Origin of the sequence: Demequina aurantiaca (assembly GCF_050598105.1) — a bacterium.
GTDB classification, from domain to species: Bacteria; Actinomycetota; Actinomycetes; order Actinomycetales; family Demequinaceae; genus Demequina; species Demequina aurantiaca_A.
This window is the reverse complement of sequence record NZ_CP192436.1, coordinates 880,837-901,435: the sequence shown is the minus strand read 5'-3', so window position 1 is coordinate 901,435 and position 20,599 is coordinate 880,837. Positions and strand designations below refer to the sequence as shown.

At 67.4% G+C, this 20,599-nt stretch carries 21 protein-coding genes and 2 tRNA genes; 13 read left to right on the top strand and 10 right to left on the bottom strand.

Going from position 1 to position 20,599, the window contains the following annotated elements; genetic code table 11:
- Window positions 1-16 precede the first annotated feature (16 nt).
- Complete coding sequence (locus ACQU6B_RS04045) at window positions 17-484, top strand: thiol-disulfide oxidoreductase DCC family protein (protein WP_430868763.1); 468 nt, start codon at window positions 17-19, stop codon at window positions 482-484.
- Between the two features lie 35 nt (window positions 485-519).
- On the opposite strand, the gene ACQU6B_RS04040 is transcribed toward ACQU6B_RS04045, so the two are convergent.
- The 3 genes from ACQU6B_RS04040 to ACQU6B_RS04030 all read right to left on the bottom strand — a co-directional run bounded on the left by ACQU6B_RS04040 (window position 520) and on the right by ACQU6B_RS04030 (window position 1,630).
- A tRNA-Glu gene (locus tag ACQU6B_RS04040) sits at window positions 520-595 on the bottom strand.
- A 144-nt stretch (window positions 596-739) separates the two neighbouring features.
- Window positions 740-814 (bottom strand) — tRNA-Gln (locus tag ACQU6B_RS04035).
- 30 nt (window positions 815-844) lie between these two features.
- On the bottom strand, window positions 845-1,630 hold the full coding sequence (locus tag ACQU6B_RS04030) for an HAD family hydrolase (protein ID WP_430868762.1): 786 nt from the start codon (window positions 1,628-1,630) through the stop codon (window positions 845-847).
- 180 nt (window positions 1,631-1,810) lie between these two features.
- On the opposite strand from ACQU6B_RS04030, the gene ACQU6B_RS04025 reads away from it, so the two are divergent.
- Window positions 1,811-3,136: a hypothetical protein gene (locus ACQU6B_RS04025; RefSeq protein ID WP_430868761.1), complete on the top strand. Its 1,326-nt coding sequence runs from the start codon at window positions 1,811-1,813 to the stop codon at window positions 3,134-3,136.
- Between the two features lie 118 nt (window positions 3,137-3,254).
- Here ACQU6B_RS04025 and gltX read toward each other — a convergent pair whose 3' ends face one another.
- Together gltX and ACQU6B_RS04015 are read right to left on the bottom strand one after the other, a co-directional pair.
- On the bottom strand, window positions 3,255-4,736 hold the full coding sequence (gene gltX, locus ACQU6B_RS04020; RefSeq protein WP_430868760.1) for a glutamate--tRNA ligase: 1,482 nt from the start codon (window positions 4,734-4,736) through the stop codon (window positions 3,255-3,257).
- A 61-nt stretch (window positions 4,737-4,797) separates the two neighbouring features.
- Window positions 4,798-5,586 carry a fumarylacetoacetate hydrolase family protein gene (locus ACQU6B_RS04015; protein ID WP_430868759.1) on the bottom strand — a complete coding sequence of 263 codons (789 nt, stop codon included), beginning with the start codon at window positions 5,584-5,586 and terminating at the stop codon, window positions 4,798-4,800.
- A gap of 65 nt (window positions 5,587-5,651) precedes the next feature.
- Between ACQU6B_RS04015 and ACQU6B_RS04010 the strand changes: the two genes are divergently transcribed.
- The 4 genes from ACQU6B_RS04010 (at window position 5,652) to ACQU6B_RS03995 (ending at window position 9,022) form a co-directional block, all read left to right on the top strand.
- Window positions 5,652-6,734, top strand: coding sequence for a heparan-alpha-glucosaminide N-acetyltransferase domain-containing protein (locus ACQU6B_RS04010; RefSeq protein WP_430868758.1), 1,083 nt, complete (start codon window positions 5,652-5,654; stop codon window positions 6,732-6,734).
- 26 nt (window positions 6,735-6,760) lie between these two features.
- On the top strand, window positions 6,761-7,396 hold the full coding sequence (locus ACQU6B_RS04005) for a LysE/ArgO family amino acid transporter (RefSeq protein WP_430868757.1): 636 nt from the start codon (window positions 6,761-6,763) through the stop codon (window positions 7,394-7,396).
- A 71-nt stretch (window positions 7,397-7,467) separates the two neighbouring features.
- Entirely contained in the window at window positions 7,468-8,397 is a 930-nt protein-coding gene (locus tag ACQU6B_RS04000) for a 3-methyladenine DNA glycosylase (RefSeq protein WP_430868756.1), read from the top strand.
- Window positions 8,398-8,437: 40 nt separating this feature from the next.
- Entirely contained in the window at window positions 8,438-9,022 is a 585-nt protein-coding gene (locus tag ACQU6B_RS03995) for a hypothetical protein (protein WP_430868755.1), read from the top strand.
- A 9-nt stretch (window positions 9,023-9,031) separates the two neighbouring features.
- Here ACQU6B_RS03995 and rnhA read toward each other — a convergent pair whose 3' ends face one another.
- Window positions 9,032-9,490: a ribonuclease HI gene (gene rnhA, locus ACQU6B_RS03990; protein ID WP_430868754.1), complete on the bottom strand. Its 459-nt coding sequence runs from the start codon at window positions 9,488-9,490 to the stop codon at window positions 9,032-9,034.
- Window positions 9,491-9,832: 342 nt separating this feature from the next.
- Here rnhA and ybaK point away from each other — a divergent pair, with 342 nt between their 5' ends.
- The 6 genes from ybaK to ACQU6B_RS03960 all read left to right on the top strand — a co-directional run bounded on the left by ybaK (window position 9,833) and on the right by ACQU6B_RS03960 (window position 13,203).
- Entirely contained in the window at window positions 9,833-10,345 is a 513-nt protein-coding gene (gene ybaK, locus ACQU6B_RS03985; protein ID WP_430868753.1) for a Cys-tRNA(Pro) deacylase, read from the top strand.
- A 181-nt stretch (window positions 10,346-10,526) separates the two neighbouring features.
- On the top strand, window positions 10,527-11,258 hold the full coding sequence (locus ACQU6B_RS03980) for a YggS family pyridoxal phosphate-dependent enzyme (protein WP_430868752.1): 732 nt from the start codon (window positions 10,527-10,529) through the stop codon (window positions 11,256-11,258).
- Between the two features lie 221 nt (window positions 11,259-11,479).
- The gene (locus tag ACQU6B_RS03975; RefSeq protein ID WP_430868751.1) at window positions 11,480-11,743 is read left to right on the top strand and encodes a hypothetical protein; all 264 of its coding nucleotides are present in this window, start codon (window positions 11,480-11,482) and stop codon (window positions 11,741-11,743) included.
- 14 nt (window positions 11,744-11,757) lie between these two features.
- The gene (locus tag ACQU6B_RS03970) at window positions 11,758-11,949 is read left to right on the top strand and encodes a helix-turn-helix transcriptional regulator (protein WP_430868750.1); all 192 of its coding nucleotides are present in this window, start codon (window positions 11,758-11,760) and stop codon (window positions 11,947-11,949) included.
- Window positions 11,939-12,367: a hypothetical protein gene (locus tag ACQU6B_RS03965; RefSeq protein WP_430868749.1), complete on the top strand. Its 429-nt coding sequence runs from the start codon at window positions 11,939-11,941 to the stop codon at window positions 12,365-12,367. The genes ACQU6B_RS03970 and ACQU6B_RS03965 overlap by 11 nt, the downstream gene beginning before the upstream one ends.
- Window positions 12,368-12,477: 110 nt before the next feature.
- A complete protein-coding gene (locus tag ACQU6B_RS03960) occupies window positions 12,478-13,203 on the top strand; it encodes a VIT1/CCC1 transporter family protein (RefSeq protein WP_430868748.1) in 726 nt (241 codons plus the stop codon).
- Here the strand turns inward: ACQU6B_RS03960 and ACQU6B_RS03955 are convergent.
- The gene (locus ACQU6B_RS03955) at window positions 13,200-14,123 is read right to left on the bottom strand and encodes an EamA family transporter (protein WP_430868747.1); all 924 of its coding nucleotides are present in this window, start codon (window positions 14,121-14,123) and stop codon (window positions 13,200-13,202) included. The two genes, ACQU6B_RS03960 and ACQU6B_RS03955, sit on opposite strands and share 4 nt — an antisense overlap.
- On the bottom strand, window positions 14,123-14,773 hold the full coding sequence (locus ACQU6B_RS03950) for an IMPACT family protein (RefSeq protein ID WP_430868746.1): 651 nt from the start codon (window positions 14,771-14,773) through the stop codon (window positions 14,123-14,125). The genes ACQU6B_RS03955 and ACQU6B_RS03950 overlap by 1 nt, the downstream gene beginning before the upstream one ends.
- Before the next feature lie 67 nt (window positions 14,774-14,840).
- Between ACQU6B_RS03950 and ACQU6B_RS03945 the strand changes: the two genes are divergently transcribed.
- Window positions 14,841-17,534: a DEAD/DEAH box helicase gene (locus tag ACQU6B_RS03945; protein ID WP_430868745.1), complete on the top strand. Its 2,694-nt coding sequence runs from the start codon at window positions 14,841-14,843 to the stop codon at window positions 17,532-17,534.
- A 9-nt stretch (window positions 17,535-17,543) separates the two neighbouring features.
- Here the strand turns inward: ACQU6B_RS03945 and ACQU6B_RS03940 are convergent, their stop codons facing one another.
- Complete coding sequence (locus ACQU6B_RS03940) at window positions 17,544-18,605, bottom strand: lipoate--protein ligase family protein (RefSeq protein ID WP_430868744.1); 1,062 nt, start codon at window positions 18,603-18,605, stop codon at window positions 17,544-17,546.
- Between the two features lie 109 nt (window positions 18,606-18,714).
- Window positions 18,715-20,352 (bottom strand): citramalate synthase, encoded by a 1,638-nt coding sequence (gene cimA / locus ACQU6B_RS03935; protein WP_430868743.1) that lies wholly within the window; start codon window positions 20,350-20,352, stop codon window positions 18,715-18,717.
- Window positions 20,353-20,599: the final 247 nt, after the last annotated feature.

Sequence of the window (20,599 nt, the reverse complement as noted above, 5' to 3'; positions counted from 1 at the left end):
TGCCTAGACTGTGGAAATGTCTAGCATCGTGGTCTTCGACGGCGAGTGTGCGCTGTGCAATGGGTTCGTATCGTGGCTGATCCGCCACGACCGCGAGGGCCGCTATCTTCTCGCCGGTTCCGCAGGCGAGGTAGGTCGCGAGGTCATCCGGCGCGCGGGCCTGCCCTCAGACGTGGGCGCCTCCACGATTGTGCTGTGGGAGCACGCGACCCCGGCAGGCGAGGCGACTGGCAGCCACGGCGATTACGCAGCGCGGACGCGCTCTGACGCGGTGCTGACTATCCTGGGCGGGCTCGGACTGCCGTGGAAGGCGGCCCGCGCGGCCCGCATCGTCCCGCGATCCTGGCGGGACCGCGTCTACGGCGCGATCGCAGCCCGCCGGGCACGCGTCGAGGCGGAGGATCCCTCCTGCGGGGTGCCGCCGGCGGAACTGGTCGAGCTCTGGCGGTCACGGCTAGCCACCCTCGAGGACATCGGAAAATAAAAAACTCCCCACCGCTATTGCGATGAGGAGAATTTTGGTAGCCCCGACGGGATTCGAACCCGCGCTACCGCCGTGAGAGGGCGGCGTGCTAGGCCGCTACACAACGGGGCCCTAGCGACATTCTCCGCCAAACTGGCGGGGAACGCGATTACAAAGATTACAGCATGTACATCCCCCTGCGCCAATCCGACTCACTTGCGTGACATTCGGCTGACATAGGCACAAAAAAGGTCTGCTTTCGCAGACCTACCTTGTTGGCTGGGGTACCAGGACTCGAACCTAGACTAAATGAACCAGAATCACTCGTGCTGCCAATTACACCATACCCCAAAGGCCTTACCCGAAGGCCGGGCCGAGGCACTACTTTAGCCTGTTCCTGGCCCCATCCAAAACCGAGGCCGCTGGGCGTGTCGCGGCCGGTCCCATTTTGGCCGGAATCTCGCTTAAAGACGCGATCCTCACGACGCTCACATCGTCGTGTGTCGCCACGGACTCCCCTGCCTCAAAACGATCAAGCCAGTAGCCACGCAGGCCCGCGCGGGTCGCGGCAACCGCGTCGATGTCGAGCTCGTCCCCGATGTACGCCGTCGCCTCCGGGGCAAACCCCAAGCGCTCCGCGGCGAGCAAGAACACGCGAGCATCCGGCTTGCCGAACCCCAAGGTGTCCACACCAACGAGCATCGGCACGCGCGCCAGTCCCACCGCCGCCAGCTTTTCCTCCTGATACTCGGTTCGCGCGTTGCTGAGAGCGCCGTAGGCGACGCCTGCGGCCTCCAGCGCGTCAAGGCACGCGTGCGCGTCGTCGTGGGCCCGCCAGCCGTCGCGGAAGGCCTGCTCAAAGACCAGGTCCCACGCCTCGTAGTCGTCCTGACCCATCTCGGGCCCGCCGAACGCCGCATGGAGGTCATTCGCGCGCCGCATGCGCTGCTCGCGGTGATCCATCTCGCCGCGCGTGTGAGCGCGGTAGGAGCCTTGCCTATCCGACCGCCAGAAGGACAGCACCTCGTCCACATCCGCACCAGTGCGCAGGTACTCGCTCGCCACGGCAGACAGTGCGTGGCGGAAGGCTCCCTTGGTGTCGACCAGCGTGTCGTCGACGTCGAAGAGCACGCCGCTCACTGCCTGCGGGTTGCTGGACGGACTCATACTGCCTCGACTCTGCTCGTGTGAACGGCGGCGGAAGCGCGCCGGACACCAAGTCTGTCATCACCCAAAGTCATGCAGGTAAATCGCCTAGTCACCGAGGGTGTGCCCAGCGCGAGCCACCAGGTCGGCGGGCAGCACGGCGATTGACACCGACCGAAAACATCACTACCGTCTCCGTTTATGAGAATGATAATCATTAGCAATACGGCCATAGCCGCGTCCATCCTCTTCCTCAGCGCCTGCGGGTCGACGGAAGCAGAAACCAACACCGTGTCCGCAACCGCGTCCGCATCGGCATCGGAGACCCCCGCAGTCTCTACCGCCCAGGCCGAGGCGCAGACCCGCGTCTCGGTGACCTACGAGTCCGGAGTCGAGGTCTTCTCTCTCCTGGATAACCAATTCACGTCGCTCGCAGAATTCCCCACCGAGGCAGAGGTGCGGGCGGTGGCTGGCCCCGACGCTCGCCACCTCTACCTGGTGGATGGCGCGAACTCGCTGACTACAGTGCTCGACACCGGAAGCTACGCCCAGGGTCACGGCGACCACTCCCATTTCTACACGCGCGAGCCCGAAATGCGCCCTGACGTCATCGAAGGCGACGTGCCCGTTCACGTGATCGGCCATGACGGACGAGTGGCGATCTTCAACGACGGGGACGGCACCGTGGACGTCTTCGACGAGATCGGCCTGACCTCAGGCGGCCTGCGCGTCGCCGAGGCAGCCGCTGAGTTGCCGCACCACGGGGTCGCCGTGCCGATCGAATCGGGGCTGCTGCTGACCGAATCCAGTGACGGGGAACTCCCCAGCAGCATCCGCCAGACAGACCTCGACGGCGAAACGGTGAAGACCTACCAGGACGCGTGCGTCGGGCTGCACGGCGAGGCCAGTGTGGACTCGCTCGTGGTCTTCGGCTGCCAGGACTCCATCACCGTCATCGATCCGCAGCAGCAGACCGCGACGTCAATCCCCAACCCGACGGACGCCGGCGAGGGACGCATCGGCGCCTTCTACGCGGGCGGCCACACCCTGGTGGGCGGCTGGAACGCGTCGGCCTTCACCGTGATCCACCTGGACGAGCAGGAGATCTCCGTGGTCGACACCGACGCACCCGTGGCGGCCATCACGCGCGGCGACGAGGGCGAGATCATCGTCCTGTCCACCGATGGCGTGGTCACCGTCCACGACGACCACGGCAACGTAGTGGGGTCGACTGCCGCCATCGACGCGTTCACGCTGCCGGAGGGACACGGCACCCAAAGGCCCGCGCTCGCCGTGGCTGGCGAGACGCTGATCGTCTCAGATCACGCAGGAATGCAGCTCGTCACCATCGACCTCCACGACTACGCGGTCACCTCGCAGCACCCGCTGGAGGAGGCGCCTGTCGGCATCGTCGTGACGGGGCTTGCCCCCGTAGCCGAGACTCACGACGATCACGCGGACGAAGAGGGAGAACACCAAGACGACGAGGATGAAGACTCAGACTCCCACGAGGGGCACGACCACTAACAACCACCTGTCCAACCGTCGCGCCCCGGGGAAACTTTGCCGGGCGTGACCCCTAACAAACGAAAGTGGCCCCCCGAGTCTGAAACTCGGGGGGCCGCTTTCTTGCGTGGAGCTAGGACTAGAGCGACGCGCGCAGGGCACGCAGCCGGGTCAGCGACTGGTCCTTGCCCAGAATCTCCATGGACTCGAACAGCGGCGGCGACACCAGGCGTCCGGTGATCGCGACGCGCAGAGGCCCGTAGGCCAGGCGCGGCTTCACACCCATGTCGTCCACCAGCGCCGCGGTCAGCACAGTCTGCTGCGACTCGGGGCTGAAATCCTCAAGCGCGTCGAGCTCAGCGATCGCACGGTCGAGCACCTCGGCGGCATTCTCCGGAAGCTTGGCGCGGGCCGCGTCCTCGACCACCACGGCATCGTCCGCGATGAAGAAGAAGCCGAGCATGCCCGGACCCTCGCCCAGCAGCCTCATCCTGGTCTGGACCAGCGGGGCGGCGACGGCGAGGGTGGCCTCCTCGTGAGGAGAGAGCGCGTGCGCGTCGGGCGACGACACCATACCGGCGGCGTGCAGGTACGGCACCAACCTCTCGACAAAGTCCCCTAGAGGGAGCAGGCGCATGTGCTCGGCGTTGATCGCCTCGGCCTTCTTCAGGTCAAAGCGCGACGGGTTGGGGTTCACGTCCGCGATGTCGAACGCCTCGATCAGCTCGGTGACCGTAAAGACGTCGCGGTCCGCGCTAATGCCCCAGCCCAGCAGGGACAGGTAGTTCAGCAGGCCCTCGGGCAGGAAGCCTCGCTCGCGGTGCAGGAACAGATTGGACTCGGGAGCGCGCTTGGACAGCTTCTTGTTGCCCTCTCCCGTGACCATGGGCATGTGGGCGAAGTCGGGGACCAGGTCCGCGATTCCCAGCTCCACCATGGCGCGGTACAGCACAATCTGGCGCGGGGTGGAGCTCAGCAGGTCCTCTCCGCGCAGCACGTGGGTGATCTTCATGAGCGCGTCGTCCACCGGGTTGACCAGCGTGTACAGCGGGTCGCCGCTGCCGCGCACAATCACATAGTCGGGGATCGAGCCGGCGGGGAACGTCACCTCGCCGCGGATCAGGTCCGTGAACGTGATGTCCTCGTCGGGCATACGCATGCGGATGACCGGCAGGCGCCCCTCGGCGCGGTAGGCGGCCTTCTGCTCCTCGGTGAGGTCGCGGTCAAAGCCGTCGTAGCCCAGCGCCTTGTGGGTTCCGGCCGCCTCGTGACGGGCGTCAACCTCCTCGGCGGTCGAGAACGCCTCGTAGGCGTAGCCACCCTCGAGCAGGCGGCGCGCCACGTCCATGTGGAGGTCGCTGCGCTCGCTCTGGCGGTAGGGGCCGTACTCGCCGCCCACCTCGGGGCCCTCGTCCCAGTTCAGACCCAACCAGCGCATCGCGTCGAGCAACTGCTCGTAGCTCTCCTGCGAGTCGCGCGAGGCGTCCGTGTCCTCGATGCGGAACACAAAGTCGCCGCCCGTGTGACGCGCATACGCCCAGTTAAACAGCGCTGTGCGGATCAGGCCGACGTGCGGGACGCCGGTAGGAGACGGGCAGAATCGGACTCGAACGTTGCTCATGGGGCCTTCCTAGGGAACTTCAACTCAACGGGGGTTGGCCGCGCATCGGCGGCCGGCGGTGCTAGCCGCGACGAATGACCGGGTTGCGAAGCACACCCAGGTCCTGAATCTCGATCTCGACCACGTCGCCGTGGTTCATGGTGGTGACGCCGGAAGGCGTGCCAGTCAGGATGACGTCGCCCGGCAGCAGGGTCACGACCTGGCTGATCATCGCGACCGCGCCGGCGACGTCGAGGATCATGTCGCTGGAGTTGCCGCTCTGGCACACCTTGCCGTTCAGGCGAGAGGAGATTTCCACGTCGTCGTGAGCCAGGTCGGTCTCGATCCACGGGCCCAGGGGCAGCGACGTGTCGAAGGCCTTGGCGCGGAACCACTGGTCCTCCATGCGCTGCATGTCGCGCGCGGTAACGTCGTTCGCGCACGTGTAGCCGTAGATGTACTGCTCCGCGTTCTCCGCGGAGACCTCTTTGGCCACGCGCCCAATGACGATCGCGAGTTCGGCCTCCATCTGCACGTCCTCGCTGTACGACGGCAGCACGATGGGGTCGTCCGGCCCAATCACGGCGGTGTTGGGCTTCAGGAACAGGATCGGCACGTCGGACGCGGGTCCGCGCGCAGGAATCTCCTTGGCGTGCGCCATGTAGTTCTTGCCCAGGCACACCACCTTGGAGCGGGGAATGACGGGCGCCAGCAGGCGGATGTCGTCGGTGAGCGGGATCCGCTCCCCCGTCACGGTTCCTGGCGTGTACATGGGATCGCCGGTGAGGACCACCAATTCTTCGGAGCCCGGATCACCGTCCACCATGGCGTAGCGGGGTTCGTTTCCAGTCGTAAATCTCGCGATGCGCATGCCCAACAGCCTAACCGGTCGTGCGTAGAGCGGCGTGGCGCGACCGGCGCGCCTACGATGTCGTCATGCCGCTCACCTCGCGCCCGGCCAGAATCGATGGCCTCGACGTCGCGCGAGCCCTCGCGATCTTTGGAATGTTCGCCGCGCACATCGGCAACGACTCCGCCGAGGACGGCTGGCCGTGGCTTTCGGTCGCGCACGGCCGACCGTCTGCGCTTTTCGCGGTCCTGGCCGGCATCTCGATCACGCTGATGCTCACGCGCCGAGCCGGCGTCACCGGGGACCTGGCCCCGGCATCGGCCGTCGCCCACACCCGGGTGCGCGTCGCCGTGCGCGCCCTGATCCTGATTCCGATGGGCTACGTGCTCTCGTGGCTCGAGACGCCAGTCGTCGTGATTCTCGCGAACCTGGGCGTGATGTTCCTGCTGTCCCTCGTGGCGTTCCGCTGGCGCGCCCGGTGGCTGTGGGTGGGGGCGGCGGCGTGCGTGGCGTTGGGCCAGTTCGCGGTCCGCTCAATCACGCCCGCGGTCCAGGAGTGGGGGGTGTACGGCACGCCGCCGCTCGAGAAACTGTGGAGCGAGCACTACCCCGCGATCACCTGGATGGGCTACCTCCTTGCCGGCATGGCGATCGGCCGACTCGCGCTGACGCTGCGGCGCACCCAAGCCCTGCTCGGAGCGGCCGGCCTGGTGGGGCTCGCGCTCGTGGCCGGGGTCGAGGCGCTCGCTGGCGGGGCCGACGCGACGTCGCAATCCGCCTGGCTGGCGACTGTCGCGCACACGTACTCCCCGCTGGAGATGGCGGGCAATCTCGCCTCCGCGAGCCTCGTGATCGGCTTGTGCCTGTGGCTGGGGCAGGTAGCCAGGCCAGTGATGTGGCCGCTCATGGCCGCCGGCTCGATGGCCCTCACGCTGTACGTCGCGCACATCATCCTGATCGCTGTAGTCGGCGACGAGATCGTGTGGGAGTCCACGAACGTCGCCTACCTCGCAGTTTGCCTGAGCGCGATCGCCTTCGCGAGCCTGTGGCGTTGGCTCGTCGACCAGGGGCCGCTCGAAAAGGTGCTGTCCGTGGCATCCATGGCGGCGGCCGATGCCGTGGTTGGCGAAGACTCGCGCCCTTCAGTTTCGCGCGGCGCCGGCTCGTGATGCTCGGGCTTCCGTAGCCTGTCCCCATGCCCTTCCTCGCAGGCCTTGGCCTCGGACTCTCACTTATCGTCGCCATCGGCGCGCAGAACGTCTTCGTGCTGCGACAGGGACTGCGCAAGGAGCACGTCGGCTGGGTAGTGGCGATCTGCGCGATCTCCGACGCGCTGCTCATAGTGCTCGGCGTCTCCGGCATGGGCGCGGCTGTCGTGGGCCTGCCGTGGCTCGCGACGGGCGCTCGCTGGGCCGGAGCAGCATTCCTGCTCGGCTACGCGATCCTGGCGGCGCGGCGCGCGTGGCAGAAGGTCCCCGAGACCTTTGACGTCGCCGATGCGCAGCCGGGCGGGCACACGCGCGGGTCGTCGGCCGCCAGCACCACCTTGCGCACCGCGGTCCTCACCTGCCTCGCGCTGACGTGGCTCAACCCCCACGTCTACCTGGACACGGTGTTCCTGCTCGGCACCGTGGCCGCCTCTTACGGAGACACCAAGTGGGTCTTCGCGGCGGGCGCGGTCGTGGGCTCCTTGGTTTGGTTCGTCTCGCTCGGGTACGGCGCCAGGCTCCTCAACCGCTGGCTCAACCGCCCGCAGGCGTGGCGCGTGCTGGACGGCGTGATCGCGGTCATCATGGCCGCCCTGGCCATCATGCTCGCCGCGAGCGCCTAGCGCGCGGCACCCGGCACGATGGTCGCAACCGCGCGCCGTTCCGGGCAGCGAAGCTGGGCGACAATAGATCCATGCCCTCCCCCGCTCAGTCCGCGACCCCCGGGATGCCCGCCGCGCCAGTGGCGCCACGTGTCCTGACGCGAGCGCAGTGGGAGCAGATGCAGGCCGAGTTTCACACCAGGGTCGACGCGGCCACCGCGGGTCACCGTGAGCGCCGCCGCGCGGGTCAGACCCACGCGGTCGAGGACTTCCTCTACGAATACAACTCAGCCACCCCCGGCCAGCTGCGCCGGTGGCACCCCGGCCCCGGCATCGTCCTCCAGGACGCCGATGCCCACGCCGGGTGGAAGTGGTACCGCTCGGCGGACGCCGATCCGGCCGCATCGGCCACCGTTTTCGACGCGACGTCGTTCATGGCCAAGCGCGGGCGCACCGTCGACTTCGTAGAGACGCTCATGCAGCGCACCGCCGAGCGGCCGCTGCACGTGGGGTGCTTTGGGCTGCACGAGTGGGCGATGGTCTACAAGTCGGGCGACCCCGATCGGCGTCACACGCTGCCCCTGCGGCTGGGCGCCGAGGCCACCGACGCAGTGGTCGAGGCGCACCCCATCGCGTGCACTCACTTCGACGCCTTTCGGTTCTTCACCCCGGAGGCCAGGCCGCTGAACGCAACGGAGCTAACGCGCGAGACCCAGGTCGCCTCGGAGCAACCCGGCTGCCTGCACGCGACCATGGACCTGTTCAAGTGGTGCCTCAAGCTCTCCCCCGCGATTGCGAGCGGGCTGCAGCAGGATTGCTTTGACCTGGCGATAGAGGTGCGCCGCGTGGACATGCGGGCTTCGCCTTATGACGTGAGTTCGTACGGGCTCGACGCGATTGCCGTTGAGACGCCGGAGGGCAAGCGCCTCTACGCCGCGATGCAGCGCGACTTCGCGGCGCGCGGAGCGGAGCTACGACTGCGGATCGTCGACGCCTGCCGGGCCGTTCGCGCGGCGGCCTAGGCGGACTTAGCCGCTCGCTGAGCGAGGCGGCGGACCTTGTGTGAAACTTACCTCTATGCAGGCCAGAAAAGCACTAGTTGCCACAACCACCGTGATCGCGATGTTCACCCTGGCGTCGTGCGCCTCGCTCGGGGCGACTGCGTCCAGCGGAACGTCGTCCACCGTCGCTCAGAGCGCCATGGAAGTAGCCGGGGCCCCCACGCAAGCGGCCGACGCAACGAGTGAGAACGCCGCCACCTGTCAGCCGGCGAGCGTCATCCCCGGCCAGCCGATCTCCGCCACCGTGGGCGGGATGGAGGGGCCGTTTAACGGCACGCCGACCAACGAGGATGGGTCCTCGCTGCCCTGCGATGAGTGGGATCAGCAGATCCTCGACCACCCGGACAGCGCACTCATCAACACGACCGACAACACGTTCGTGGAGGGCTACGACCGCACGCACACCGGCGCGCTCGACCAGTACCGCGATCTGGGCGACGGTTTTGTTGTTCCCAATCCCGACCCGCACTGGCCAGCGGGCGTGCTCGTCTTGATTGACGCCCGCACTGGCGAACTCTTGGAGACCATGGACCTACCGCAAGACCTCGGCCCCGCCGAGGACACGTTCGTTGAGGACGAGGGCTAGCCCGACTGGCTAAAGACCCGCGCGGGTGATGTCGACGCCCTTGTTCGCGAGCGCGTCAGCCCGTTCGTTGCCGGGATCCCCGGCGTGACCCTTGACCCAGACCCACGTGATCTCGTGGCGGGCCACCTCGGCGTCTAGCTCCTGCCACAGCTCCTTGTTCTTCACTGGCTGCTTGGCGCCGGTCTTCCACCCGTTGCGCTTCCAGCCCTTCATCCACTTGGTGACGCCGTTCATGACGTACTGCGAGTCGATGTGCAAAGTGATGTCGCACGGCTTCTTCAGCAGGCGCAGACCCTCGATCACTGCCTGGAGCTCCATCTTGTTGTTGGTGGTGTGAGCCTCGCCACCGCAGATTTCCTTCTCCTTGCCACCGGAGCGCATCCACGTTCCCCAGCCGCCGATTCCGGGGTTGCCCTTGCAGGCACCGTCTGTCCACATGTCCACCTGGGGGCGCGTCTCGTTGCTCACGCCGTTTACCCTATGGCACCCGGATCGATCAGCCGGCAAATGAACGGTCCGGCCAATATCGCTCCAACATCAACCGCCACGTGAACGCAGGGAGAAATCGGGCTGCCCGAGGAGGTTCGCTCGCCAGCAACCGTCCTCATAGCAACCGTCCTGCCTCCTCCAACCTGCCCAGCACCAGTCCAGCCCAGCACCTGTGCGTTCACGTGGTGGTTACAAAATGGCCGAATCCCCGGGAACCGTTCATGTCAGGGTTGATCCGCGGCGATGACAGCAACCAGGTCACCGTGCCGATCGAGTGTCCCCGGGTTGGGGGTCCCGCGCTCTCAGTGCCAGACTTCACAGGTGAGCAAACAAGGAAAGTCCCCGCACGCCGAACACGCGAGCACCCCCGCGGTGGCCGCGCTACTCAAGGCGAACATCGAGCACACGTTGCATGCGTACGCGCACGACCTAGACTCGGAGCTCAGCTATGGACTCGAGGCCGCGCAGGCCATCGGAATCGAACCGGCCAAGGTGTTCAAGACACTGTGCGTCGTCGCGGACGGAGCCCTCGCCATGGGCGTCGTCCCAGTGGACGCGATGCTCGACCTGAAGTCGATCGCACACGCTCTAGGCGCCAAGAAGGCGCAAATGGCGGATCCCGCTGACGCCGAACGCGCCACAGGTTATGTGGTGGGCGGGATCTCCCCGATCGGCGGCCGGAAGCGCTTGCCGCTCGTGCTGGACTCGTCGGCAATCGCTTTCGAGGCAATCTACGTCTCGGGCGGGCGCCGCGGCTTCGACATCGGCATGGCACCGGCCGACTTGGTTGCGATCACGAGCGGGAGCGTCGCCTCAATCGCGAAGCGCGGCTAACGTTCCCCCATCGACCCGTCGTCCCGCCACAGCGGCGCGGCCACTATCACCAAGCGCAACTAGAGCCAACGACGCGGCTCGAGCAGCGCCAACGGAACCAGCCCCGGTAGTCCGCAGGCACGCCTTCCCAATACCCTGTTGGGGACATCTCACGTTCTCACCAATCACGAGGAGCACTACCTTGGCACGCGAACTCGCACAGTCCCCCGCCGATTGGGACTATGTCGCCGCCATCGCGGATGCGAAGGCACGGATCCACATCGCGGAGGCGCAGGCCGGGCGAGCAGGCTCAGGAGTGAAACTCCTGGTAGCCACCAAGTCGTGGGACGCGGATGCCGCATCGGCCGCCGCGGCAGCAGGCGCCGTGCTCGTGGGCGAGAGCCGCATGCAGGAACTGGCGCTCAAGGGTGAGGCGCTTCGCGCAGCGGGTGCCCACGTCCACGTCATCGGCGAACTGCAGCGCAACAAGGCCGCAATCGCTGTCGAGTTTGCCGAGTGCGTGCAGACCGTCGACTCGCTGAAGTTGGCGGAGCGCCTGTCTCGACTCTGCGTAGAGGCCGGGCGCGAGCTCGATGTGATGATTCAGGTCAACGTCTCGGGCGAGGAGTCCAAGTCCGGAGTCGCCCCCGAGGAGGCGCTGGACCTCGCGAGCGCCGTCCAGTCGCTGGACGCGCTCACCGTGATCGGCTTCATGACAATCGGCCTGAACTCCCCAGACGAGCAGTCCGTCCGCGCGGGCTACCGCCAACTACGGGAACTGCGCGACGAAGCGCTCATCCTGTCCGAGCGAGGCCAGCGAAACCTGCGCGAGGCCTGGAACCTGTCCATGGGGATGTCCGGCGACCTGGAGTGGGCCATCGACGAAGGCGCGACGATGGTGCGCATCGGCACCGCGGTGATGGGCGAGCGCTAGCCCGACCAGGCGCCGCCACCCGCGGACACTTTCACCGCTCAACCCACGTGGAGCCGCGCGAGAGCGGAGGGCTCCGACGCTGCGGTTGACAGACGTCCACCTGTCAAGCAGACTTGTCATGTAAAGGTCGCTTGTCACTCCGGATTACTCGGAAGCCGCGGGCACCACGGGCCACCAGCGTCCGTGCGCACCGCCAGGCGACCCGTACCTAGGAGGACATCATGTTCGCTCGACTCAGTAGGGACCCCGTCAGCCTCGCGATACTCCGCGTGGTGATCCTGATGCTCGTCGTCATCGTGGCCGGCTTCGTCGCGGCCGCACTCGGCGTGGACGGCATCGACATGTCAACGACCGCGGGCGCGCTCGTGGGCGGCATCGCGGCGGTATCTATCACCCTCGCCGCCCGCAACGCGCAGCTCAAGCGTCACGAGGACACCGCCAACGGCGACGACCACCGGGACGCACACCCCGGCGACGCGCGCTAGCTCTGGTCGCCAGCATGAACAACGACATCCCCGCCCGCCGGGCCCTCCGCACCCTCTCGCAAGGAGCGCTCGCGGAGGCGCTCGGCGTCTCACGCCAGACGGTCAACTCAATCGAGAAGGGCCGCTACGACCCCTCCTTGCCGCTCGCGTTCGCCATCGCCGCCTACTTTGACTCGACCATCGAGGAGATCTTCCATGTCGACTAACAATTCGCGCAAAACGACCAAGGGCCAGTCGATCCTGGTCCGAGTATTCGCATTAATTTGCGGCGCGGCCGCAGCGACCGCGCTGGCACTCATCGCACACTCGGCGGGATATAACTCGATCGCCAAGGGAGCACTCCAAGGAGCCTCCGTGACGCTGCTGGTGATAGCTGTCCTCTGGTTCGGCGGCTCCCGTTTTGGGCTCGCCGCACGCATCGCCTCCGGGGAGTCCGACGAGCGCGAACGTCTCAACACGACCAGGGCGGTCGCCGATGCCGGGTACGGCATGGGAGTCGCGTGCATCAGCGGTTTGATTGCCGGGATGTACGGCATGCCCGCGCCCCTGGTTGCCGGCTCAATACTGTGGGTGGGGCTCCTTACCGGCGCGACGAGCCTGGTGATCCGCACCCGGCGCACATAGTCGAACCGGCATTGCAGGACCCAAAGAGGCTTGTTACCTGGAAGTTCGGCATGCCGAAGACAGGTGAGCCTTGCTAGCGGTCGCGCACATCTCGCGGCTAATCTTGCAGCATGAGCACGAGCATTAGCGACGAAAGTCACCTTCCAGGTCCCAACGAGGCTGCGATCTCCGCGCGGATGAACGCGCTCCGCGCGGGTGTCCTCGGTGCGAATGACGGAATCGTCTCGATGGCCGCACTGCTGGTAGGAGTCGCCGCGGCGTCGCCAACCAACGGCGCGCTCCTTGTCGCGGGAGTCGCGGGTCTCAGCGCCGGAGCCCTCTCGATGGGCATCGGAGAATATGTCTCAGTCTCGAGCCAGCGCGACGCTGAGCAGGCGCAGATTGCCCGTGAGAGGAAGTGGCAGGACACGCGCCCCGAGTGGGAACTGGAACAGCTTGTCGAGCTCAACATGAAGACGGGCATGTCCAGAGCCGTGGCGCAGGAGGCCGCGTCGGAGCAGATGAAGCACGACGCCCTCGCGATACATGCGCTCATGCACTTAGGGATCAACCCGAACGAGTACACCAATCCGTGGGCCGCGGGAATCGCGTCCTTCCTCGCCTTCACGGTGGGCGGGCTCATCCCCACCCTGACAATCCTGCTCGTACCGGAGTCCTTGGCCATCCCGGCGACCTTCCTCGCCGTCATCGCCGCGCTAGCGATCACCGGACTCGTTTCCGCCCGCGTCGCTCACTCATCGAAGGTCCGGGCGCTGGTGCGCAACGTCATCGGCGGCTCGCTGGCGATGGCAGTGACCTACGGAATCGGCGCGCTGCTCGGCACGCACGTGCTCTAACGAGGCTCGTCGCCCTCGACCGCCATCTCGATGGCGGCCTCCTCCACGGCGGGCACCGCCTTGCGACCGGCCGATGCCACGGCCCCCACTCCCGCGACCGTCACCAGCGCGATTCCGACGGAGATGGCCCAGGTCAGTCGTTGGTCTAGGAGGACCAGGCCCGCGAGCGCGGCGATGGCCGGAGCGAGGGCAAGCAAAATAGCGAAGGTCTCCGCTTTCATCCGGCGCAGGGCGGACAGTTCAATCCCATAGGGGATCGCGGAGGAGAGCACTGCCACCGCGAAGCCAAGGGCCAGCACTTCCGGCTTGAGCAGCGCCGACCCGGCCAACGCCCCGGCCACCGGGAGCGTCACCACGGATCCCACCACCATGGCCAACGCGAGCCCGACCACTCCGGGCATTGACGCGCCGGCTGCCCGCGCCGTGACGATGTACGCGGCCCACATCACGGCGGCTCCCACCGCGAAGGCCAGACCCACCGGATCCAGGCTGCTCGACCCTCCGTGCAACAGCCCCGACCCGCCCAGCACTGCGACGCCCGTGGCCGCGAGCGCCGCCCACAGGGCTCCGCGCCAGCTGCGGCTTGCCACCACGCTGAGCACCAGGGGCCCGGTGACCTCGATCGTGACCGCCACTCCCAGCGGGATGCGCTCGAGCGCGAGGTAGAAGAAGACGTTCATCGCCGCGAGGGAAAGCCCAAACGCAAACACATGGCGCCACGAGATGGCGGCGCCTCGGCGCAGGCTCACAAAGGCCAAGGGCATCAGCACCACTGCCGAGAACACGAGCCGAAGGGCCACCACGCCCCACGGACCGACGTCGGGAATGAGGCCCACCGCAACCGCGGCCCCCGCCTCTTGGCAGATCAGCCCGATGATCACGAAGAGCGGCATCGCGGCCACGCGAGAGTCGTTGCCCATCACCGTCGCCTGTCCACGATGAGCGTGTCGCCAACGTGGGCCTCTACCGCTCCGGCCGTCAGCGCGGCCACCTCTGCCCGGGCGGCCTCGACCGAGTCGGGCGCCACCCGCAGCCCCAGTGTCACGACTGCGCCGTAGGTGGGCTCGTCGAGCACCGCGTCGTGGCGGGCACACCAGGCGTGCAGGGACGACAGCACCCGCCCGGCATCCGCCTGATCCACGTCCATGCTCAAGGAGGTGAGGGGCACGCGGTCCACCCACGCCGCTTCGTCGAGGGCCGCCGACACCGCGGAGCCGTACGCCCGCACCAGCCCGCCCGCGCCCAGCTTCACGCCGCCGAACCATCTGCTGACGACCGCCACCACGTCGGTGACGTGGCGCTGGCGGAGCACACCCAGCATCGGCACTCCTGCCGTTCCCGCGGGCTCCCCGTCGTCGCTCGAACGCTGGCGGTCGGCCTCGACTCCCACCACCAGCGCGGTGCAATGGTGACGCGCGTCCCAATGCCGCTTCCGGATCGCGGCGACCACGTCATCGGCCGCCTCGACGGAGGTCACGGGTATCACGTTGGTAAGAAAAACCGACTTCTTGATCACCAGGCGATGCTCCACCGACGCCGCGATGGTGGCGGGAAGCGCGCGGGTGATCATTGGCCAAGGCTAGCCGTGGCGCGGCACGTAGTTACACGCCGCCAGCGCCTGTTAGACAATAGGACCGATGACTGACGCCGACACGCCCCTCCTGGACCGCCTGCCCGACCCCGTACCGGGCGTGGCGCCCGACCCCGACGCCCTCTACGAGGCGTTCTCGGGCTGGGCCGACGACCAGCACCTTCCCCTGTATGCACACCAGGACGAGGCGCTCATGGAGATCGTGTCCGGCTCGCACGTGATTCTCGCCACCCCCACCGGCTCCGGCAAGTCCCTGGTCGCGGCGGGCGCGCACTTCGCGGCCCTGGCGGCGCATCGGGCTGGCACCGGCGGACGCACGTTCTACACCGCGCCGCTCAAGGCGCTCGTGAGTGAGAAGTTCTTCGACCTCATCAAGCTGTTCGGCACGCAGAACGTCGGCCTGATGACGGGTGACTCTGCGGTCAATCCCGACGCACCCATCATCTGCTGCACCGCGGAGATCCTCGCGAACCTGACGCTGCGCGACGGCTCCGCGACCGACGCCGCGGTGGTCGTCATGGACGAGTTCCACTTCTACGCAGACCCGCAGCGCGGGTGGGCGTGGCAGGTGCCGCTGCTCGAGCTGCCGGACACGCAGTTCATCCTCATGTCCGCCACCCTGGGCGACACCGACTGGCTGGTCGAGGAGCTCGAGCGCGACAGCGAGCGCGCCGTCGCCACGGTGACCACGCTGGTGCGCCCCGTGCCGCTGAGCTTCGACTACTGCGTGGAGCCGCTGCCCGAGGTGGTCGAGCGCCTGGTGGAGACCGGCCACGCGCCCGTGTACATCGTGCACTTCACCCAGAAGGACGCCGTCGACCGGGCTCAGGCCCTCCTGAGTCAGCAGGTCACGAGCAAGGAGGAGCGCAAAGTAATCGCCGATGCGCTGGACGGCGTGCGCTTCAGCACCGGCTTTGGCAAGACGCTGAGTAAGTTCCTGCGCGCGGGAATCGGCGTCCACCACGCGGGCATGCTGCCCAAGTACCGCCGCATCGTCGAGCGACTGACCCAGCAGGGCGTGCTCAAGGTGGTGTGCGGCACCGACACCCTGGGTGTGGGCATCAACGTCCCCATCCGCACCGTGCTGCTGACCTCGCTGGTGAAGTACGACGGCGAGCGCATGCGCCACCTCAGCGCGCGGGAGTTCCACCAGATCGCGGGCCGCGCGGGCCGCGCCGGGTTCGACACCGAGGGCGACGTCCTGGTGATGGCGCCCGAGCACGTGATCGAGAACCGCAAGATGCTCGCGAAGGCCGGGGACGACCCCAAGAAGATCAAGAAGATCGTGCGCAAGGGCGCGCCGGCGGGCTCCGTCAACTGGACCGATGCGACGTTCGAGCGGCTGCGCGACGCACCCCCCGAGGCCCTCACCAGTCACTTCTCGGTGAACCACGCCATGGTGCTCAACGTGCTGGCCCGCGGCACCGCCAACCCCGACGTGGGACGCGCGGCGCAGGACCCGGTGCTCGCCATGCGCAACCTGCTCGAGGCCGTTCACGAGACCCCCGCCCAGCGGTCGGCGCACATCCGCCAGGCGCTGAGGATCTACCGGTCGCTGCGGATCGCCGGAGTGGTCGAGCACATCAGGGTTCCGGACCCCTCCCACCCCCGGGGTGAACGGCCGTCCGTGCGCCTCACGGTGGACGTCCCGCGCAACTTTGCCCTCAACCAGCCGCTGTCGCCCTTCGCGCTGGCCGCGATGGACCTGGTCAACGTCGAGTCGCCGGACCACGCGATCGACGTGGTGTCCGTCATCGAGGCCACGCTGTCCGACCCCCGCCAGATCCTGATGGCGCAGCAGCACCAGGCCCGCGGCGAGGCCATCGGCGCGATGAAGTCCGACGGCATCGAGTACGAGGAGCGCATGGAGCTGCTCGAGGAGGTCACGTGGCCCAAGCCGCTCGCGGACCTACTCGAACCCGCCTTCATCGCGTACCGCCGCACCAATCCCTGGATCTTGGGCGCCGAGCTGTCGCCCAAGTCAGTGGTCCGCGACATGCTCGAGAAGGCCATGTCCTTCTCCGACCTGATCTCCGTCTACGGCCTGGAACGCACCGAGGGCATCGCGCTGCGGTATCTGGCGGAGGCCTACCGGGCCATGCGGCAGACCGTCCCCGAGGATCACCGCACGGAGGACGTGACGGGAATCACCGAGTGGCTCGGGACCATCGTCCGCTCCACCGACTCGTCGCTGCTGGACGAGTGGGAGCACCTCAACAACCCCGACGCGGTCATTTCCGACGATGCCGACCCCGCGTCTGCCGCGTTGTCCCCAGGCATGACCGGTCCCGCCCGCCCGATGTCGGGCAACCCGACCATGCTGCGGCGCCTCGTGCGCAATGCGCTGTTCCGTCGCATCGAGCTCGCCTCGCGCGAGCAGTACGCCGCGTTGGGCGCCCTCGACGGGGCGGCCGGATGGAACGGAAACGTTTGGCGCGAAGCGCTCGATCCGCTGTTCGAGGCGCAGGGCAACGAGGCCATCGGCATCGGTCCCAACGCCAGGTCCGCCTCGCTGGTGACGTTCGTCGAGCCCGGCGGGGATCACGAACACCCCCACGCGCGGGCGGCGCTCGTCGCGACGCCCGATGGCAATTTGCCTGAGGGAAGCTGGCTGGTGCGTCAGGTGCTCGACGACCTCGACGGCGACCACGACTGGGCGATCGTCGCCATCGTGAACCTCGACGCCTCGGACGAGGCTGGCTCCCCCGTCATCGAACTGCTGAGCGTGGGCGCGCAGTAGTAGGGACGGCTAGGGAACCAGCGCGAGCCACTCCGGGGTGCCGAACTTCTCCTCGGTAAGCCGCTCGGCCTCCACCAACTCGGCATCGGTGACGGCGCTCTGCACGGTCGCATACCGGGACGCGAAGTGCGCGAGGAACGCATCGATGATCGCCTCGCGCGTCATGCCGGTCTGGCTGCGCAGCGGGTCCACGCGCTTGTTCGCGGACTTGGTGCCCTTGTCCGACATCTTCTCGCGGCCGATGCGCAGCACCTCGAGCATCGCGTTCGCGTCGATGTCGTAGGCCATCGTGACGTGGTGCAACACCGCCCCGGCGGCGTAGCGCTTCTGCGCGGCGCCGGCGATCTTGCCCGAGGGCGACGCGATGTCGTTCAGCGGCACGTAGGTGGCCTCGATGCCCACCTCGCGCAGGGCGCCCAGCACCCAGTCGTCCAGGAACGCGTAAGACTGCTCGAAGGTGAGGCCCTCGACCAGCGAGGACGGGACCGAGATCGAATAGGTGATGGTGTTGCCGGGCTGGATGAACATGGCCCCGCCACCGGAGACGCGGCGGACGACGGTGACGTCGTGCTTCGCGGCGCCCTCGAGGTCAATCTCGTTGCGCACGGACTGGAAGGATCCGATGACGACCGCGTTACGCTCCCACTCCCAGATGCGCAGCGTGGGCGGGCGCGTACCCGCGGCGACGCCCTGCGACAGCACCTCGTCGAGCGCCATCTGCAGGTTGGGCTCCCGCGGCTCGTCGTGAATGACGTCGAACTTGTGGTCGCCCCAACTGGTGGCGTGGCCGAGCGCGCGCCGTACTGCGATCGCGACGGACTCCGCGCTGAAGCCGACCATGACGGCATCGGCGCCCATCGCGTTAGTCACCGCCATGGTGAGCGCGCCCACCGAGGTGGCCGCCGGCAGCCCATCGAGCGCCCCGCGAATCTCGAGGATCGCCTCCGCAGGCTCGAGGAAGAAGTCCCCGGACACCACGACGTTCGCCAGCGCGGCGTCTTCGCCCTCGCCTTCGACGTCGACATCTACGACGACAAGCTTGCCGCCCGGGACCTTGTATTCACCATGCATGCCTCCATTTTGCCCTGCTGAGCGCGGGGCAACTTCCACTCGCACGGCCGATGCGGTGGATGCGGTGGCGAAGCTGGCAGCGACGCCCGCGACGCGGGCGCCCCGCCGACTACTTGGGCTCGACTCCCGATTTCACGAGCCCGTAGAACATCGCGTCGGTGAGCGCCTCCCAGGAGGCTTCGATGATGTTGGGTCCCACGCCCACGGTGCGCCACGTGGTGCCCGTCTCCGTGTGAACCGTCGTGATGAGGACGCGGGTGACAGCGTCGGTGCCGTGAGACGCGTCCATGATCCGCACCTTGAAGTCGCTGAGTTCGAAGTTCTCGATCTGCGGGTAGACGCTCATCAGGGCCTGGCGTAGCGCGTGGTCGAGTGCGTTGACGGGACCGTTGCCCTCGCCGGTGAACACCAGGCGCTCTCCGCCGGCGACGAGCTTGACGATCGCCTCCGCGTCGGCCTGGTTGACGTCGTCGGGCGAGGTCTCGACCATGACACGCCAGGACTCCGTCGCCCAGTAGGCGGGGGTCTGTCCCAACTCGTCGCGCAGGAGCAACTCGAACGACGCATCGGCCGCGTCAAAGGTGTAACCCGCGGCCTCGGCGTGCTTGACGCGATCCGTGACTCGGGTGAGGAGCTCCTTCTGACCCGACAGGTCGAAGCCCAGTTCCTTGCCCTTGAGCTCGATCGACGCGCGGCCGGCCATCTCCGACACCAGCATGCGCATGTCGTTTCCGACGAGCGCGGGATCCATGTGCTGGTAAAGATCGGGGTCCACCTTGATGGCGGACGCGTGCAGTCCCGCCTTGTGGGCAAAGGCCGATGCGCCGACGTAGGGCTGACGCGCGAAGGGCGCGATGTTGGTGATCTCCGAGATCGCGTGGGACAGGCGGCTGGACTCGCGCAGGCCGTCGCCCTTGAGCGCGGCGATGCCCTTCTTGAGTTCCAGGTTGGCGGTCACGGCGACGATGTCGGCGTTGCCGGTGCGCTCGCCGTAGCCGTTGATGCAGCCCTGGACGTGGGTGGCACCGGCGGCCACAGCGGCCATCGAGTTCGCCACCGCGCAGCCGGAGTCGTTGTGGGCGTGCATGCCCAACTGGACGTCGGTGTGCGTGCCCACCTCGCGGACGATGCGCTGAACATCCTCGGGCAGCATGCCGCCGTTTGTGTCGCACAGCACCAGGGTCGAGGCGCCGGCGTTGGCCGCCACGAGCAGCGCCTTGAGCGAGTAGTCGGCGTCAAAGTTGTAGCCGTCAAAGAAGTGTTCGGCGTCGAGGATCACGCGACGGCCCTCGGCCACCAGGAACGCCACTGTCTCCTCGATCATCGCGAGGTTCTCGTCGCCGCTGACTCGCAGCGCGCGCTCCGCGTGGCGAAGGTCCGACTTGGCGACCAGGGTGATGATGGGCGCCTCGGAGTCGAGCAGCGCACGCACCTGCGGGTCCGCCGCGGCGCTCGTCCCCGCGCGGCGGGTCATGCCGAACGCTGCGAACTGCGCGTTGGTGAAGCGCAGCTCCTTGTGGACCAGCTGGAAGAATTCGGTGTCCTTGGGGACCGCGCCTGGCCAGCCGCCCTCGATGATGCCTACGCCGAGTTCGTCGAGCAGCGGCGCGATGGCCAGCTTGTCCGCGACAGAGAGGTTCATGCCCTCCTGCTGGGCGCCGTCACGCAACGTGGTGTCGTAGACCTCGACGGCCTTCGGCGCGGCTACGGCCGGCGCGACGTTGGTACCTGCGTTGGTGTCCGTCATGGGACTCTCCTCGGTTCGTGCCATCCCGGCGGGGCGACCTCCATCATCCAACAAAAAAGCCCCCCAGGGTACGGGAGGCTGCGCGTCGGCGATGGTGGCTGACGCGCTACAGAATGATGATGAAGGTGCTCATTGGTTTCATTGTGGCACATCAGGGCCGATGCGAAGGGTCGCCGCGTCGGATCGCGGGGCGCGAGCGAGCCCCAGCGGTCGCTGGTTGCGCGCGCGAGACCACGTCGACCAGGGA

Bases quoted from the DNA above. Each gene is read 5' to 3' on its own strand.
- ACQU6B_RS03950 (WP_430868746.1), bottom strand. From the start codon at position 14,773: ATGATCACCCGCGCGCTTCCCGCCACCATCGCGGCGTCGGTGGAGCAT.
- ACQU6B_RS04015 (WP_430868759.1), bottom strand. From the start codon at position 5,586: ATGCGCATCGCGAGATTTACGACTGGAAACGAACCCCGCTACGCCATG.
- ACQU6B_RS03945 (WP_430868745.1), top strand. From the start codon at position 14,841: ATGACTGACGCCGACACGCCCCTCCTGGACCGCCTGCCCGACCCCGTA.
- gltX (WP_430868760.1), bottom strand. From the start codon at position 4,736: ATGAGCAACGTTCGAGTCCGATTCTGCCCGTCTCCTACCGGCGTCCCG.
- ACQU6B_RS03975 (WP_430868751.1), top strand. From the start codon at position 11,480: ATGTTCGCTCGACTCAGTAGGGACCCCGTCAGCCTCGCGATACTCCGC.
- ACQU6B_RS04030 (WP_430868762.1), bottom strand. From the start codon at position 1,630: ATGAGTCCGTCCAGCAACCCGCAGGCAGTGAGCGGCGTGCTCTTCGAC.
- ACQU6B_RS03970 (WP_430868750.1), top strand. From the start codon at position 11,758: ATGAACAACGACATCCCCGCCCGCCGGGCCCTCCGCACCCTCTCGCAA.
- ACQU6B_RS04010 (WP_430868758.1), top strand. From the start codon at position 5,652: ATGCCGCTCACCTCGCGCCCGGCCAGAATCGATGGCCTCGACGTCGCG.
- ACQU6B_RS03965 (WP_430868749.1), top strand. From the start codon at position 11,939: ATGTCGACTAACAATTCGCGCAAAACGACCAAGGGCCAGTCGATCCTG.
- ACQU6B_RS04005 (WP_430868757.1), top strand. From the start codon at position 6,761: ATGCCCTTCCTCGCAGGCCTTGGCCTCGGACTCTCACTTATCGTCGCC.
- ACQU6B_RS03955 (WP_430868747.1), bottom strand. From the start codon at position 14,123: ATGGGCAACGACTCTCGCGTGGCCGCGATGCCGCTCTTCGTGATCATC.
- ACQU6B_RS03960 (WP_430868748.1), top strand. From the start codon at position 12,478: ATGAGCACGAGCATTAGCGACGAAAGTCACCTTCCAGGTCCCAACGAG.
- cimA (WP_430868743.1), bottom strand. From the start codon at position 20,352: ATGACGGACACCAACGCAGGTACCAACGTCGCGCCGGCCGTAGCCGCG.
- ACQU6B_RS04045 (WP_430868763.1), top strand. From the start codon at position 17: ATGTCTAGCATCGTGGTCTTCGACGGCGAGTGTGCGCTGTGCAATGGG.
- ACQU6B_RS03940 (WP_430868744.1), bottom strand. From the start codon at position 18,605: ATGCATGGTGAATACAAGGTCCCGGGCGGCAAGCTTGTCGTCGTAGAT.
- ACQU6B_RS04000 (WP_430868756.1), top strand. From the start codon at position 7,468: ATGCCCTCCCCCGCTCAGTCCGCGACCCCCGGGATGCCCGCCGCGCCA.
- ACQU6B_RS04025 (WP_430868761.1), top strand. From the start codon at position 1,811: ATGAGAATGATAATCATTAGCAATACGGCCATAGCCGCGTCCATCCTC.